Consider the following 15,311-nt stretch of genomic DNA (forward strand, 5'->3'; position numbering starts at 1 on the left):
TTTGCTGCACCCTGCGTTGACCGTGGCGTGAAACGGCGTTGATAATCGGGCGATCCCCGTGGTTGCGGTCCCGCAACCGCCAGGCCGGTCCACACGGAGCTTCCGCATGCGCCATGCTCGCGTTCTTGCCGTTTCCGCACTTGCTGTCTCGCTGCTCGCCGCCGTTGCCGTTGCCCAGACCTCGATCACCCCGTTGCCGGACAACGGGCCGATCAAGACCGCCTCGCTGGAGGTCGATTTCAGCAAAACCACCTGGGGCGATTCCAAGGCCGGGCAGACCAAGGCCGCGGCCTGCGCAGCCTGCCACTCGGCCGATGGCAACTCCACGGTGGAGATGTACCCGAGCATCGCCGGCCAGAGCGAGCGCTACAGCGCCCAGCAGATGGCCCTGATCGCCAATGGCCAGCGCACCTCCGGCGCCTCGGCGGCCATGGTGCCGTTCGTGCAGGACCTTACCCCGCAGGACATGCGCGACATCGGCGCCTATTTCGCCACGCAGAAGGCCACGGCCGGCATCGCCGACGATGGCGCGGTCACCGAAGGCCCGTATGCCGGCAAGAAATTCTATGAGATCGGCCAGCAGCTGTATCGCGGCGGCGATGCCGAGCGTGGCATCCCGGCCTGCATGGCCTGCCATGGCCCCACCGGCGCCGGCAACCCGGGCCCGGCCTACCCGCATATCAGTGGCCAGCACGCGGCCTATGTCGCGCGTCGCCTGCAGGAGTACCAGGCCGGGACCACCCAGGAGACCGACAAGGCCCACTTCCAGATCATGGCCACGATCGCCAAGTCGTTGACCGAGCAGGAAATCCAGGCCTTGGCCAGTTACCTGCAGGGCCTGCACAACCGCGCCGATGACGTGGCCGCGGCAACGCCGGTCGCGGGGGGCGCGCAGGCACCCTGACCACCGCCCACACCGCAGCGCATCCCCTTGGTCGGATGACAGATGCGGCCGCCTTGGCTGGCGGGGTATGTTCACTGCCACGCCGGCGACTGGGCCGGCGTCGTTTTTTCTGTATGGAGATGGATGTAGATGACGTTGATGCCCCGCCTGATGCTGTTGCTGCTGGCCCTGAGCCCGTTGAGCACCCTCGCTGCCCCCCCGGCCCCGCTGGTGGAGGGCAAGGATTACGACCGCATCGCCGACGCCGGACCGTTCGCGCCGCTGGCCGGCAAGATCGAAGTCGTGGAGATGTTCGGCTACACCTGCCCGCACTGCGCGCATTTCGAGCCGCAGTTGGAAGCCTGGGCCGCCAAGCTGCCCAAGGACGTCCGTTTCACCCCGGTGCCGGCCGCCTTCGGCGGTGTGTGGGATTCGTTTGCCCGCGCCTACTACGCTGCCGATCAGCTGGGCGTGGCCAAGCGCAGCCACCGCGCGATGTTCGATGCCCTGCATGAGAAGGGCTCGCTGCCGATGCAGAACGTCTCGCCGGACGAACTGGCCGCGTTCTACCAGGGCTTCGGCGTGGCGCCGCCGCAGTACATCGCCGCGCTCAGGAGCGATGCGGTGGATGCCAAGGTCAAGGCCGCCCGCGCCTTCGCCCTGCGCACCAAGGTGCCGGGTACGCCGACGCTGATCGTCAACGGCGTGTACCTGGTCAAAGGCGACTCGTTCGAGTCCATGCTGCGCAATGCAGATGCCCTGATCGCCCGCGCGCGCAGCGGCAAGGCGCTCTGACAGCGCTCGCTGAACCATCACGCACCGTGCACGCGGGACGCTCGTTTCCGCGTGTCATCATGCTTCCCTGGCCGACGCTCCCAGCGTCGGCCCCAACATGCTCATCCGCTGGAGATGCTTCGATGAAGACCCGTTTCGCCATTACGCTCATGGCCCTGCTGCCGATCCTGGCCGCCTGCAAGGCCCAGGACGGTACCGCCAACACCACCGCCCCGGCCGAACCGGCCGCCCCGAGCAGCACCCCGGCTACCGAAACGGCCACGCCGACCGAGCAGGCCCCGGCCGCCAGCGGTGAAACCGCCGCCGCCGAGACCGCCGCTGCCGAAGCCACCACCCCGGCGCCCGCCCCGGCCTCCTCGCGCCCGACCGGCCCGGAACCGGTCGCCGGCACCGACTACGTGGTGATCGAAAACGGCCAGCCCTTCCAGCCGGCCACCGGCAAGATCGAAGTCGCCGAGATCTTCGGTTACGTGTGCCCGGCCTGCGCCGCGTTCCAGCCGCTGATCGGACCGTGGAAGGCCGGCCTGCCGAGCGACGTCAGCTTCGTCTACGTGCCGGCCATGTTCGGCGGTACGTGGGATGACTACGGCCGTGCGTTCTATGCCGCGCAGGCCATGGGCCTGCAGGAAAAGACCCACGAAGCCATGTACGCGGCGATCCACGCCGAGCAGAGCCTGAAGGGCGAGCGCGGCCGTGATTCGGTCGAAGACATCGCCAACTTCTACGGCAAGCACGGCGCCGACCCGAAGCAGTTCGCCGCGATGATGGGCAGCTTCGCCATCAACGCCAAGACCAACTCGGCCAAGCAGTTCGCCCAGCGCAGCAAGATCAGCGGCACCCCGTCGGTGATCGTCAATGGCAAGTACCTGGTCAAGGGCAAGGGCTTCCCGGACATGCTGCGCATCGCCGATCACCTGATCGCGCGCGAACGCGCGGCCAAGGCCAACTGATCCTGCGATAGCCAACCGTCGTGACCTCCCCCCACACGCGGACCCTGCGCCTGCTGACGGCCAACATCCAGGCCGGTTCGAGCACCCGCCGTTACAGTGATTACGTGACCCGCAGCTGGTCGCACGCACTGCCGGCCGGGCGCAAGCGAACCAGCCTGGATGCCATCGCGCAGATGGCCCGCGAACACGACATCGTCGGCCTGCAGGAGGCCGACCCCGGCAGTCTGCGCTCGGGCTTCACCAACCAGACCCACTATCTGGCCGAGCGTGCCGGCTTCAATTACTGGAGCCACCAGCCCAACCGCCGCATGGGCGGGGTGGCCTCCAGCGCCAACGGCCTGCTCAGCAAGCTGGAGCCGGTCGAGGTGCAGGACCACGCCCTGCCCGGCCGGATCGGTGGGCGCGGCGTGTTGCTGGCCAAGTTCGGTGAAGGCAGCCAGGGCCTGGCGGTGGCGGTGGCGCATCTGTCCCTGGGGACCAATTCGCGAATGTCGCAATTGGCCTTCATTGCCGATCTGCTGTCCGACCACCCCAACGCCGTGCTGATGGGCGATTTCAACTGCCTGGCCGAGCGACCGGAAATGCAGGTGCTGTACCAGAAGACGACGCTGCAGCCGCCGGGCTGCGTGGTGCCGACCTTCCCCAGCTGGCGCCCGGACCGGGCGATCGACCACATCCTGCTCAGCGACGGCCTGCAGCAACGCAGTGCCGAAGCCGTGCCGGCCGCGTTCTCCGATCACCTCGCGCTGGCGATGTCGATCGATGTACCGAGCAGCGCGCTGCGCTGACCCCCTGGTCACCCGCCGCCCTTGCGCGGCGGGCATCGTGAGCGTGTAAACAGGCCGTCCACAGCGCCTGTGCGATAAATCCCGCCGTCTGCCGCTCCGGCACCGGGAGTATCCCCCACCCCATGAGTACCGTGGAGCCGCCTCTGTCCGAGGTGCGCACGCTTCGACCCGTGTTCCTGCTTGCCGCCACGATCGTGGCGGCATTCGCCATTCTGGTCACCGTGTTTCCCATCGATGCCGGCGTGATGCTGCTCGATGCCCAGACCTGGGCCTCGCGCAATGTCGGCTGGTATTACCTGTTGGCGATGACCGTGTACCTGGTGTTCGTGGTCGGCGTGGCGTTGTCCGGCTATGGCAGCGTCAAGCTGGGCGCGGACCATGACGAACCGGAGTTCAGCTATCTGTCCTGGGCCGGCATGCTGTTCGCCGCCGGCATCAGCATCACCCTGTTCTTCTTCTGCGTCTCCGAGCCGCTCACCCATTACCTGCTGCCGCCGCAGGGCGGCACCGGCAGTGGCGAGGCCAGCGCGCGCCAGGCGATGCAGCTGCTGTTCCTGCACTGGGGCCTGCATGGCTGGGGCGTGTTCGCGCTGGCGGCGATGGCGCTGGCCTACTTCGCCTACCGCCACAACCTGCCGCTGGCACTGCGCTCGGCGCTGTATCCGCTGATCGGCAAGCGCATCAACGGGCCGATCGGCTACACCGTGGATGCGCTGGGGATCGTGGCCACCGTATTCGGCCTCGGCGCGGACATGGGCTTTGGCGTGCTGCATCTCAACGCGGGCTTGAACACCCTGTTCCCGGTGCCGCATGCGGCCTGGGTGCAGGTCGGGCTGATCGTCCTGATGATGGGCGCGGCCATCACGGTGGCCGTCTCCGGGGTGGAGAAAGGCGTGCGCTGGATGTCCAACATCAACATGCTGCTGGCGATCTCGCTGCTGCTGTTCATGCTGTTCGCCGGACCCACCCAGTACCTGCTCAACGCCTTCATCCAGAACATGGGCGACTACCTGGGCAACGTGGTCGGCAAGAGTTTCGATGTGTACGCCTACGGCGGGCGCCCGGACTGGCTGGGCAACTGGACGGTGTTCTACTGGGCCTGGTGGATCGGCTGGGCGCCGTTCGTGGGATTGTTCATCGCGCGCATCTCGCGCGGGCGCACCATCCGTGAGTTCGTGCTGGGCGTGCTGCTGATCCCGCTGGGGTTCACCCTGGCCTGGCTGTCGATCTTCGGCAACAGCGCGCTGGACCAGATCCTGCACCATGACCAGGTGCACCTGGCGCAGATGGCGGTGGAGAACCCACCGACCGTGCTGTACGCGCTGCTGGAAAGCTACCCGTGGAGCCGCGCCGTCATCGCCGTCACGGTGATCGTCAGCTTCATCTTCTTCGTCACCTCGGCCGATTCCGGCACGGTCGTGCTGTCCACGCTGTCCTCGCAGGGCGGCAATCCCGAAGACGACGGCCCGCGCTGGCTGCGCGTGTTCTGGGGCGTGATGACCGGTCTGGTCACCGCCGGGCTGCTGCTGGCCGGCAGCATGGACGCGCTCAAATCCGCCGTGGTGCTGGCTTCGCTGCCGTTCTCGGTGGTGCTGCTGCTGATGCTGTGGGGGCTGACCCGTGCGCTGGGCGAGGAGTCGCAGCGCAAGAAGGCCTCGCAGTACTCCCCGATCCCGTTGATCGGGCAATCGCGGCATCAGCGCGGCTGGCGCCAGCGCATCACCCAGGCGGTGCATTTCCCGGTACGCGACGAGGTGTACCGGTTCATGGATACCGATGTGAAGCCGGCGATCGAAGCGGTTGCCGCGCAGCTGCTCGAACAGGGCCTGGACGTGCAGACGAAGTTCGAGCCAGGCCACATGGAACTGCTGGTGGACCATGGCGAACAGCAGGTGTTCACCTACCAGGTGATCATGCGCGGCTACCTCACGCCTTCGTTCGCCGCGCAGCGCTTCCGCAACCAGCGTTACTACCGCGCCGAAGTGCACCTCTATGAAGGTGGACAGGACTACGAGCTGTTCGGCTACAGCCGCCAGCAGATCATCAACGACATCATCGATCAGTACGAGCGTCACCTGCAGTTCCTGCATCTCACGCGTTGACGCACTGATCTCCCGCTGCAAAGGAGTCATCGACATGCCTACCCTCCCCGACCAGCTGCTGTACATCGGCGGCCGCTACGTCCCCTCCCGGGGCAGCAAGACCTTCGAGGTCATCAACCCGGCCAATGGCGAGCTGCTCGCCAACGTCCACAGCGCCAACAGCGACGATCTCGACGCTGCCGTGGAGAGCGCCCAGGCCGGCCAGAAAGTGTGGGCCGCGCTGACCACGGTGGAGCGCTCACGCGTCCTGCTGCGTGCGGTGGCGCTGCTGCGCGAGCGCAACGATGCGCTGGCCGAGCTGGAATCGCGCAACACCGGCAAGGCCCTGAGCGAGACGCTCAGCGTGGACGTGGTCACCGGCGCGGACGTGCTGGAGTACTACGCCGGCGTCATGCACGCGCTGGAAGGCAGCCAGGTGCCGCTGCGCGAGAGCAGCTTCTTCTACACCCGCCAGGAGCCGCTGGGCGTGGTCGGTGCGATCGGCGCCTGGAACTATCCGATCCAGATCGCACTGTGGAAGGCCGCCCCCGCGCTGGCCGCCGGCAACGCCATGATCTTCAAGCCCAGCGAAGTCACGCCGTTGACCGCGCTGAAGCTGGCAGAGATCTTCACCGAGGCCGGCCTGCCCGACGGCGTGTTCAACGTGTTGCCGGGCGATGGCGCCGGCGTCGGCTCGGCGCTGACCGAGCATCCCCTGATCGAGAAGATCTCCTTCACCGGCGGCACCGCCACCGGCCGCAAGGTCATGGCCAGTGCCTCCAGCTCCACGCTCAAGGACGTCACCATGGAGCTGGGGGGCAAGTCGCCGCTGATCATCTGCGCCGACGCCGATCTGGACCTGGCCGCCGACGTGGCGATGATGGCCAACTTCTACAGCTCCGGCCAGGTGTGCACCAACGGCACCCGCGTGTTCGTGCCGCGCAGCACCCTGGCCGCGTTCGAAGCCAAGCTGTTGGAACGGGTCAAGCGCATCCGCATCGGCGACCCACTGGCCAAGGACACCAACTTCGGCCCGCTGGTCAGCGCCGCGCACATGCAGCGCGTGCTTGAGCACATCGCCAGCGGCAAGGCCGAGGGTGCACGGCTGGTCTGCGGCGGCGAACGGCTGACCGACGGCGCGCTGGGCAAGGGCTGCTATGTGGCACCGACGATCTTCAGCGATTGCCGCGATGACATGCGCATCGTGCGCGAAGAGATTTTCGGACCGGTGATGAGCCTGTTGGCGTACGACGACGAAGACGAGGCCGTGCGCCGCGCCAACGACACCGATTACGGTTTGGCCGCCGGTGTGGTGACGCCGGATCTGGCCCGTGCGCATCGGGTGATCCATCAGCTCGAGGCCGGCATCTGCTGGGTCAACAGCTGGGGCGAATCGCCTGCACAGATGCCGGTGGGCGGCTACAAGCAGTCCGGTGTCGGCCGCGAAAACGGGCTGGCCACGCTGCGTGCCTACACCCGCACCAAATCCATCCAGATCGAACTGGACCGCTACGCGTCGGTGTTCTGAACCGGCCTTACCAGGAGACACCGCGATGAAGCGCGAGTACGACTACATCATCATCGGCGCCGGGTCGGCCGGCAACACGCTGGCCGCGCGCCTGACCGAAGACGCCGGCGTCAGCGTGCTGCTGCTGGAAGCCGGTGGGCCGGATTACCGGATGGATTTCCGCACCCAGATGCCGGCCGCACTGGCTTATCCGCTGCAGGGCCGGCGCTACAACTGGGCGTATGAAACCGAGCCGGAACCCTACATGGACAACCGGCGCATGGAGTGCGGCCGCGGCAAGGGCCTGGGCGGTTCCTCGCTGATCAACGGCATGTGCTACATCCGCGGCAACGCGATGGACTTCGACCAGTGGGCCAGCTTCGACGGCCTGGAAGACTGGAGCTACCACGACGTGCTGCCCTACTTCCGCAAGGCGGAAACGCGCGACATCGGCGCCAACGATTATCACGGCGGCGACGGCCCGGTCAGCGTGGCCACGCCGAAGAACGGCAACAACGTGCTGTTCCACGCGATGGTCGAGGCCGGGGTGCAGGCGGGCTACCCGCGCACCGACGACCTCAACGGCTACCAGCAGGAAGGCTTCGGCCCGATGGACCGTACCGTGACCCCGCGCGGGCGCCGCTCAAGTACCGCACGCGGTTACCTGGACATGGCCAAGGACCGCGAGGGGCTGGAGATCGTGGTGCATGCCACCACCGACCGCATCCTGTTCGCCGGCAAGCGCGCGGTCGGTGTGCGCTACCTGGCCGGCAACAGCGCCGAGCCGATCGACGCCACCGCCCGCCGCGAGGTGCTGCTGTGCGCCGGTGCGATCGCCTCGCCGCAGATCCTGCAGCGCTCCGGCGTGGGCGCACCGGCGTTGCTGGCCGCCCTCGGCGTACCGCTGGTGCACGACCTGCCCGGCGTGGGCGAGAACCTGCAGGATCACCTCGAGGTGTACATGCAGTACGCCTGCAAGAAGCCGGTCTCGCTGTACCCGGCTTTGCAGTGGTGGAACCAGCCGGCGATCGGTGCGGAGTGGTTGTTCGCCGGCACCGGGATCGGTGCCAGCAACCAGTTCGAAGCCGGCGGCTTCATCCGTACCCGGGAGGAGTTCGACTGGCCGAACATCCAGTACCACTTCCTGCCGGTGGCGATCAATTACAACGGCACCAACGCGGTCAAGGAGCACGGCTTCCAGGCGCACGTCGGTTCGATGCGCACGCCCAGCCGCGGCCGCGTGCATGCGAAGTCGCTGGACCCGCGCGAGCACCCTTCCATCCTGTTCAACTACCAGTCCACCGACCAGGACTGGCAGGAGTTCCGCGACGCGATCCGCATCACCCGCGAGATCATCGCCCAGCCCGCGCTGGACGAATACCGTGGCCGCGAGATCAGCCCGAGCGCCGCGTGCCAGACCGATGCGGAACTCGACGCGTTCGTGCGCGCGCATGCCGAAACCGCCTACCACCCCTCCTGTTCGTGCGCGATGGGCACCGATGCGATGAGCGTGGTCGATGGCCAGGGCCGCGTGCATGGCATGGAAAGCCTGCGCGTGGTGGATGCTTCGATCATGCCGCGCATCATCACCGGCAACCTCAACGCCACCACGATCATGATCGCCGAGAAGATCGCCGACCGGATCCGCGGGCGTGCCCCGCTGCCGCGCAGCACCGCGGCGTATTACGTCGCCGGGGATGCACCGGCACGGCGCTGAGGGCGCGGCGATCCATGGGTAGCGCCGACCGTTGGTCGGCGCGCGATTCCCGGCAATGCCGGCACTACACCATCGCGCGCGATTAGGCCGGCGCACCGGGCAACGGCACCACCGCCCGTTTCGCGGTCAACGTACTGCCCACCGACGCCACCACCGTGCAGCCGATCGCCGCCCATTGCAGCGGGGTCAGATGTTCGGCCAGCAGCCCCATCGCCAGCAGCGCGGCGACCGCCGGTTCCATGCTGATCAGGATGCCGAAGGTCTCTTTCGGCAGCCGCTTGAGCGCCATCATCTCCAGCGACATCGGGATCGCGCTGGAGACGATCGCCACTCCCAGGCCGAACAGCAGGATCCTCGGCTCCAGCAGCGCCATGCCCGCGTGCGCCATGCCGACCGGCACCACCACCAGCGCGGCCGCGCACAGCCCCAGCGAGACCGTATGCCCGGCCGGCAGATGCCCGGCGCGCTTGCCGAAGATGATGTACAGCGCCCAGCACACTGCCGCGCCCAGCGCGAACATCACCCCCACCGGGTCCAGCGGCTCGCCATGGCCCAGCGGCAGCAGCAGCAACAGACCGACCAGCGCGCAGCCGACCCACACAAAATCGACCGGCCGCCGCGACGACCACATCGCCACCGCCAGCGGCCCGCAGAATTCGATCGCCACGGCGATACCGAACGGGATCGTGCGCAGCGCCATGTAGAACAGCAGGTTCATCACCCCCAGCGTGATGCCATAGCGGAAGATCGCCCCCGCATCCGCTCGCGAGGTGGTCCAGCGCCACGGCCGGAACACCATCAGCAGCACCAGCGCTGAAAAGCCCACGCGCAACGCGCTGGTGCCCTGCGCGCCGATCAGCGGAAACAGCTGTTTGGCATACGAGGTGCCCACGGCCAGCGAGGTGACCGAGCCGAGCACGGCCAGGGCGGGAAAGAAGCTGGAGAGGCGGGAAGTCGACATCCGCACAGGATATTGCGCAACGACCGAAGGAGATGCTCAATTGCGGGGACCTTCCTGCATGTTTCACTCGCCATGTCCGCCACGCTTTACCTCCCCGACAGCTTCGACCGCGCGATCCTGGCGATCCTGCAGCGCGACAACGCCACCCCGCAGCGCGAGATTGCCGAGGCGGTCAGCCTGTCCGCCCCGGCCGTTCAACGGCGGATCAAGCGTCTGGAAGACACGGGCGTGATCCGCGCCAACGTCGCCGTGCTGGACCAGGCACGGCTGGGACGGCCACTGACGATCATGGTCGAGGTCCGGGTCGCCAGCGAGCAGCCGCACCGGGTCGCGCCGTTCCGCCGGCGCGTGCAGGAAGACCCGGCCGTGCAGCAGTGCTACGCGATTACCGGCGACGCCGATTTCCTGTTGATCCTCACCGCCGCCTCGATGGAGGAATACGAGGCGATCAGCGAGCGGCTGTTCGGCAACGACGACAACATCGAGCGTTTCCGCACCGCGGTGGCGCTGAGCACGCTCAAGCGCGGGCTGGACGTTCCTCTCGCGCAGTAATCCGCATCAGCGCGTGGCCGACAACGCCGCGTCGAACAGCGCTTTCGCTTCCGTGATCGCAGCGCCGTGCGTGGCCTGCTGGTCTGCCGCCACCTGGCACAGTGCACCGATGCGCTTGCGGCCCAGCGCGGTACAGCTGGACAGGAAGTCGTAGTGGCCGACGGCCGGCAGGGTGGTCAACGTCGCCTTGGGCAGGGCCGCCGCCGCGATGTCGCTGTTGGTGGCCGGCGAGGCCACCGTGTCGGCCGCACCAACGATGATCGATACCGGCTGCGCCACCTTCTCCAGCGCCTCCGGCGCGAAGGCCTGGATCATGGCCGGCGCGATCAGGAAGACGGCGCGCACCCCGGCAATGGCGCGGTCGTCACCGGCCTGTGCGACCCACGGTGCAAGTGCCGGCGTCTGCGCGGCGGTCATGCGCTGCGCCAGGGTCAGTGTCGGGTTCTCCGCCTGCGGGACGCAGACTCCATCCGCGGGATGCGCGCGGCAGAACGCCAGCAGGCGCTGCAGTTGCGGGCCGGCCCCGGCCGCGACCAGGGCCGTGAACCCGCCTGCCGAGTAGCCCGCCACACCCAGCCGCGTGGCATCCATCGCCTCGGCCAGCACGGGATCGGCCTGCACCGCGGCCAGCGCCGCCGCCAGATCGTCCGCGCGGCTCCACATCAGGATGCTGCCGGCCTCGGTCATCGGGTCCACACCGTTGTTGCCCGGGTGATCCACCGCGATGACCACGTACCCGGCCCGCGCCATGGCGATGCCGAACCAGCCCATCATCCGCGCACTGCCGCCATTGCCATGCGAGAGCAGCAGTACCGGCCAGTGTCCCTCCGCGATGGCCGCATCGGCGGCGGCGGTGCCGACCTCGAACAGCGGCGCACCGGGTGGCCCGATCGTCAGCGCAGCTTCCCGTGCGCCGGCCTGGGCCGGATACCACACGGTGTACCGCACGCTGTCGCGGTGCCCGGCATCGCGCACGGCGGCACTGGGTGCGTGCGCAACGCCGTGCCGCTCGCCAACGGGCGGCACCGCCCCAACGGCAAACATCGGCAGGCACAGCGCGAGCAGCGCAGCACAACAACGGGCGGTCATTCGCATGGGTCAGTCTCCTTGAGGTGCAGCATGTCGGTCAGCGGCAGCCAGATCTCCACCCCACCGTGGCCGCTGCGGTCATCGAAGCGCGCATCGTAGCGCTCCAGGTCCGGCGCATCGGCCAGGGTCAGGCCGGAGGCCGGCAGATAGTCGTTCAACAACCAGAGCCAGGTGGAGCGGATCGCCGAGATGTGCCCGGCATGCCACGCCACCAGATACTCGCGCGGCGGGATCGTGATCGCCTGCCAGCCTGGCGGTACGGGCGCGGAGGCACTGATCTCCACGCCGGCGATGTAATCAAAGCCTCCCTCGGCATCACTGTTGCCGCACACGCCATAGGCGATCTCCGCGCCGAGGCCATGCGCCTCCTCCAGGCGCTGCCATTGCGAGGGAATCGAGGCGACGCTCGCAGACGTGTGGCGCGCACCGATCCCGGCCACGCGCAGGCCGCCGCGGTGCTCGCGCCGGGGTTCGATCGTGCAGGGCGTCGAGGTGTCGATGAGTTTCAGCGCCTCGACCAGCACCACCCCCGCCAGCCCCCGCTCGCGCACCTGCTCGGGCGATCGCCCGAACTGCTCGGTGAACGCGCGGGTGAATGCGGCGTGCGAGGCGTAGCCGGCGGACAGTGCGACACCGAGAATGTCACCGGCGCCGCCCGCCAGTTGGCGCGCGGCCTCGGTCAGCCGGCGGCCGCGCAGATAACGCACCACCGAGGTACCGGTGCTGAGCTGGAACAGCCGCGAGAGATGGAACGGCGAGAGCCCCACCACGCCGGCGATATCGGCCAGCGACGGATTGCCGGCGAAGTGGCTTTCGATGTACCAGAGCGCCCTGCGTGCCGCACCCATACCGCCAGATCCATGCCGAAGAACGGGTGCGCAGCGTAACCCAGCCTGCAGCACGTCATTTGATCGTTCTTGCTGTCCGCGGTCGCGCCCGGCGCCTCAGCCCTTCACCGCCGCTTCGATGGCCGCCACGTCTATCCTGCGCATGGTCATCATCGCCTCGAACGCGCGCCGTGCGACCGCGGGATCGGTACTGGTCACCGCCTCGGTCAGCACCCGGGGGGTGATCTGCCAGGACAGGCCCCACTTGTCGCGACACCAGCCGCAGGCGCTTTCCTCGCCCCCATTGCCGACGATCGCATTCCACAGCCGGTCCGTTTCGGCCTGGTCTTCGGTGGCGATCTGGAAGGAAAACGCTTCGCTGTGCTTGAACGCGGGGCCGCCATTGAGCCCGATGCAGTCAATGCCGGCCACGGTGAAGTCCACCGTCAGCACATCGCCCTGCTTGCCCGAGGGGAAGTCACCCGGGGCATGGTGGACGGCGCGTACCGCACTGTCCGGGAAGGTGGCGGCATAGAAGGTTGCCGCGTCCAGTGCGGTGCCATTGAACCAGAGGCAGACCGTGTTTTTGCTGGCCATGAGCGTCTCCTGCAAGGGATGGATAGCGCCTGCTAACGGTAGGCACGGAGGTGTTAAGCCTGCGCGCGGGCATCGCGAGGGTGGCCGGCACGCCGCCGTGCGGCCACGCGCCGTCAGGTACTGAAGCTGAATACGCAGTTGCCTTGCGCGGCATGGGGTACGGCCCGGACGCCTCGCAGGATGCGGTTGATGATGCGAATCATTGCCATTACCATAGTGTGATCCGGGTCGCGCAAGGGATGCGCACTCGTGAACAGTTATCGAGCCCGCGCCGGGTCACCGCCCCCGCCAGCCGCTTCCTGCCCCCACCCCCGCTCCGCCGCAGGCCACCCAGGACGCCGGCCATGCCCGTTGCCGCCCTTCTGGAAACGCCGATGACCCGCTCCGCCCACGTGCTGTCCCGCCCGTCGATGCTCCGTCGCCCGCTGCCGCAGGCATTGATGCTGGCGTTGTGCACCCTCGCCGCCGCCCCCGCATTCGCGCAGGACGCCGCCCCCGACGCCACCACCCTGGACAAGATCGTGGTCAAGGGCGAGCGCGCCGAAGGCTATTCGGTCCGCAAGACCTCGGCCGGTACCCGCTTCGATCTGGCCCCGCGCGAGATCCCGCAGTCGGTGAGCATCATCAGCCACCAGCGCATCGAGGATCAGAACCTGGATGACATCATCGACGTGCTGGGCAACACCACCGGCATCAGCAGCACCCAGTCCGATACCGAACGCACCGAGTTCTACGCGCGCGGCTTCTACATCGACAGCTATCAGTTCGACGGCCTGCCGACCCAGATGGTGCAGAACTGGAGCTACGGCGATTCCGGCCTGGACCTGGCCCTGTATGACCGCGTGGAGGTAGTGCGTGGCGCCACCGGCCTGCTCAGCGGCGCCGGCAACCCGTCCGCCTCGGTGAACCTGATCCGCAAGCATGCCGACAGTGCCGAACTGACCGGCAGCGTGTCGGTGAACGTGGGCAGCTGGGGCCGCACCCGCAGCACGGTGGATGTGACCACCCCGCTGAACGCCAGCGGCTCGGTGCGCGCGCGCGTGATCGGCAGCTACCTGGATACCGAATCACAGATGGACCGCTACGACCAGCACAAGACGCTGGGCTATGCGGTGATCGACGCCGACCTGACCCCGGACACGCAGCTGAGCGTGGGCTACGACTACCAGCAGAAGCGCGCCAACGGCGCGACCTGGGGTGGTTTCCCGATGCTGTTCTCCGATGGCACCTCCACCGGTTACGACGAATCGTTCAACCCGAACCCCGGCTGGACGTATTGGGATACCACCAGCAAGCGGGCCTTCGCCACTCTCGAACACGGGTTTGCCAGCGGCTGGAAGTTCAAAGTCGGCGCTACACATGACGAAACCAAGGCCGATGACAAGCTGTTCTACACCGCCTACAACAACTGGATGACTGGCGCGTCCTACTTTGACAAAGAAACCGGCGCTGGTATCACGCCTTCTGCAGGCTTCTACAACACGGAGCGCAAAGTCAGTGCGGTCGATGGCTTCATCGACGGTCCATTTCAGCTGTTTGGCCGCGAGCATCAGTTCATGGCCGGCTTGAGCTACAACAAGCGGGAGTACTCCAACAAAGGCGATTACCAGCCGGATTTCTTCAGTGATCCGATTGCGCCATACCTACCGCTGCCCAACTATCTCGGCTGGAACGGCAATTTCCCTGAACCAGAATGGCGTGCAATGAAGCTGCAGAGCCGTGGCACGATCACTCAGAAGGCAGGTTACGCGGCGACCCGCCTTTCGCTGGCCGATCCGTTGAAGCTGATCCTCGGTGCCCGTTACACCGACTGGAAGAGCGAAGGCGAAGGCGCCGACCGTTCGCATAAGGTCACCACCCCGTATGCCGGCCTGGTGTTCGACCTCAACGACACGTACTCCACCTACGCCAGTTACACCGAGATCTTCCAGCCGCAGACACTGCGCACCAAGCCGGGCAACTATCTGGACCCGGTCGACGGCAAGAGCTACGAAGTGGGCGTCAAGGGGGCGTGGTTCGACAACCGCCTGAACGCATCGCTGGCTGTGTTCCGCATTGAGCAGGACAACGTCGGCCAGCCCACGATGGACAAGGTCGACGGCAATGAACTCGAAACGGCCTACATCGCCGCACGCGGCACGGTGAGCCGTGGGTTCGAGTTCGAGCTCAACGGCGAACTGGCGCCAGGCTGGAACGCGACCTTCGGTGCCTCGCGCTACGTGGCCAAGGACATCAACGATGCGGACATCAACACCAACCTGCCGCAGACCACCATCAAGCTGTTCACCAGCTACACCCCGAAGTCGCTGAGCGCGCTGACGGTCGGTGGCGGTGCCAACTGGCAGAACGGCATCTACTATCCGGTGCCGGCCTATGGCCGTATCGAGCAGGGTGGCTATGCGCTGGTCAGCGCGTTCGTGCGCTACCGCATCTCGCCGGAGTTCAGCGTGCAGGCCAACCTCAACAACCTGCTGGACAAGACGTACTTCTCGCAGATCAACGGCTACGGCGCGTACGGTGACGGCCGCAATGGCTCGATCACCTTCAACTGGTCGTTCTGACCG

The 15,311-nt window shown here is 67.2% G+C and carries 13 protein-coding genes; 9 read left to right on the top strand and 4 right to left on the bottom strand.

Annotated features, from left to right (window positions below; all coding sequences use genetic code 11):
* Positions 1-106: 106 nt before the first annotated feature.
* The 7 genes from BIZ42_RS06585 (at position 107) to betA (ending at position 8,721) form a co-directional block, all read left to right on the top strand.
* Positions 107-904, top strand: coding sequence for a c-type cytochrome (locus BIZ42_RS06585; protein WP_070425926.1), 798 nt, complete (start codon positions 107-109; stop codon positions 902-904).
* Positions 905-1,033: 129 nt separating this feature from the next.
* A complete protein-coding gene (locus BIZ42_RS06590; protein WP_019183737.1) occupies positions 1,034-1,678 on the top strand; it encodes a thiol:disulfide interchange protein DsbA/DsbL in 645 nt (214 codons plus the stop codon).
* Positions 1,679-1,800: 122 nt separating this feature from the next.
* Positions 1,801-2,628: a thiol:disulfide interchange protein DsbA/DsbL gene (locus BIZ42_RS06595; protein WP_070425927.1), complete on the top strand. Its 828-nt coding sequence runs from the start codon at positions 1,801-1,803 to the stop codon at positions 2,626-2,628.
* Between the two features lie 50 nt (positions 2,629-2,678).
* A complete protein-coding gene (locus BIZ42_RS06600) occupies positions 2,679-3,416 on the top strand; it encodes an endonuclease/exonuclease/phosphatase family protein (RefSeq protein ID WP_172838073.1) in 738 nt (245 codons plus the stop codon).
* 122 nt (positions 3,417-3,538) lie between these two features.
* The gene (betT, locus tag BIZ42_RS06605; protein WP_019183734.1) at positions 3,539-5,518 is read left to right on the top strand and encodes a choline BCCT transporter BetT; all 1,980 of its coding nucleotides are present in this window, start codon (positions 3,539-3,541) and stop codon (positions 5,516-5,518) included.
* Positions 5,519-5,552: 34 nt separating this feature from the next.
* Positions 5,553-7,025, top strand: coding sequence for a betaine-aldehyde dehydrogenase (betB, locus tag BIZ42_RS06610; RefSeq protein WP_070425929.1), 1,473 nt, complete (start codon positions 5,553-5,555; stop codon positions 7,023-7,025).
* Between the two features lie 25 nt (positions 7,026-7,050).
* Positions 7,051-8,721: a choline dehydrogenase gene (gene betA / locus BIZ42_RS06615; RefSeq protein ID WP_019183732.1), complete on the top strand. Its 1,671-nt coding sequence runs from the start codon at positions 7,051-7,053 to the stop codon at positions 8,719-8,721.
* A gap of 82 nt (positions 8,722-8,803) precedes the next feature.
* Here the strand turns inward: betA and BIZ42_RS06620 are convergent, their stop codons facing one another.
* The gene (locus tag BIZ42_RS06620; RefSeq protein WP_070427468.1) at positions 8,804-9,682 is read right to left on the bottom strand and encodes an EamA family transporter; all 879 of its coding nucleotides are present in this window, start codon (positions 9,680-9,682) and stop codon (positions 8,804-8,806) included.
* A gap of 72 nt (positions 9,683-9,754) precedes the next feature.
* On the opposite strand from BIZ42_RS06620, the gene BIZ42_RS06625 reads away from it, so the two are divergent.
* A complete protein-coding gene (locus BIZ42_RS06625; RefSeq protein WP_070425930.1) occupies positions 9,755-10,234 on the top strand; it encodes an Lrp/AsnC family transcriptional regulator in 480 nt (159 codons plus the stop codon).
* A 6-nt stretch (positions 10,235-10,240) separates the two neighbouring features.
* Here BIZ42_RS06625 and BIZ42_RS06630 read toward each other — a convergent pair whose 3' ends face one another.
* The 3 genes from BIZ42_RS06630 to BIZ42_RS06640 all read right to left on the bottom strand — a co-directional run bounded on the left by BIZ42_RS06630 (position 10,241) and on the right by BIZ42_RS06640 (position 12,747).
* Entirely contained in the window at positions 10,241-11,278 is a 1,038-nt protein-coding gene (locus BIZ42_RS06630; RefSeq protein WP_237393588.1) for an alpha/beta fold hydrolase, read from the bottom strand.
* 41 nt (positions 11,279-11,319) lie between these two features.
* Complete coding sequence (locus BIZ42_RS06635; RefSeq protein ID WP_070425932.1) at positions 11,320-12,171, bottom strand: AraC family transcriptional regulator; 852 nt, start codon at positions 12,169-12,171, stop codon at positions 11,320-11,322.
* Positions 12,172-12,267: 96 nt separating this feature from the next.
* On the bottom strand, positions 12,268-12,747 hold the full coding sequence (locus tag BIZ42_RS06640) for a VOC family protein (RefSeq protein ID WP_070425933.1): 480 nt from the start codon (positions 12,745-12,747) through the stop codon (positions 12,268-12,270).
* Positions 12,748-13,121: 374 nt separating this feature from the next.
* Here BIZ42_RS06640 and fhuE point away from each other — a divergent pair, with 374 nt between their 5' ends.
* Positions 13,122-15,308, top strand: coding sequence for a ferric-rhodotorulic acid/ferric-coprogen receptor FhuE (gene fhuE / locus BIZ42_RS06645; protein ID WP_070425934.1), 2,187 nt, complete (start codon positions 13,122-13,124; stop codon positions 15,306-15,308).
* Positions 15,309-15,311 lie beyond the last annotated feature (3 nt).

Origin of the sequence: Stenotrophomonas sp. LM091 (genome assembly GCF_001806305.1) — a bacterium.
In the GTDB taxonomy this organism is placed as follows: Bacteria; Pseudomonadota; Gammaproteobacteria; order Xanthomonadales; family Xanthomonadaceae; genus Stenotrophomonas; species Stenotrophomonas bentonitica_A.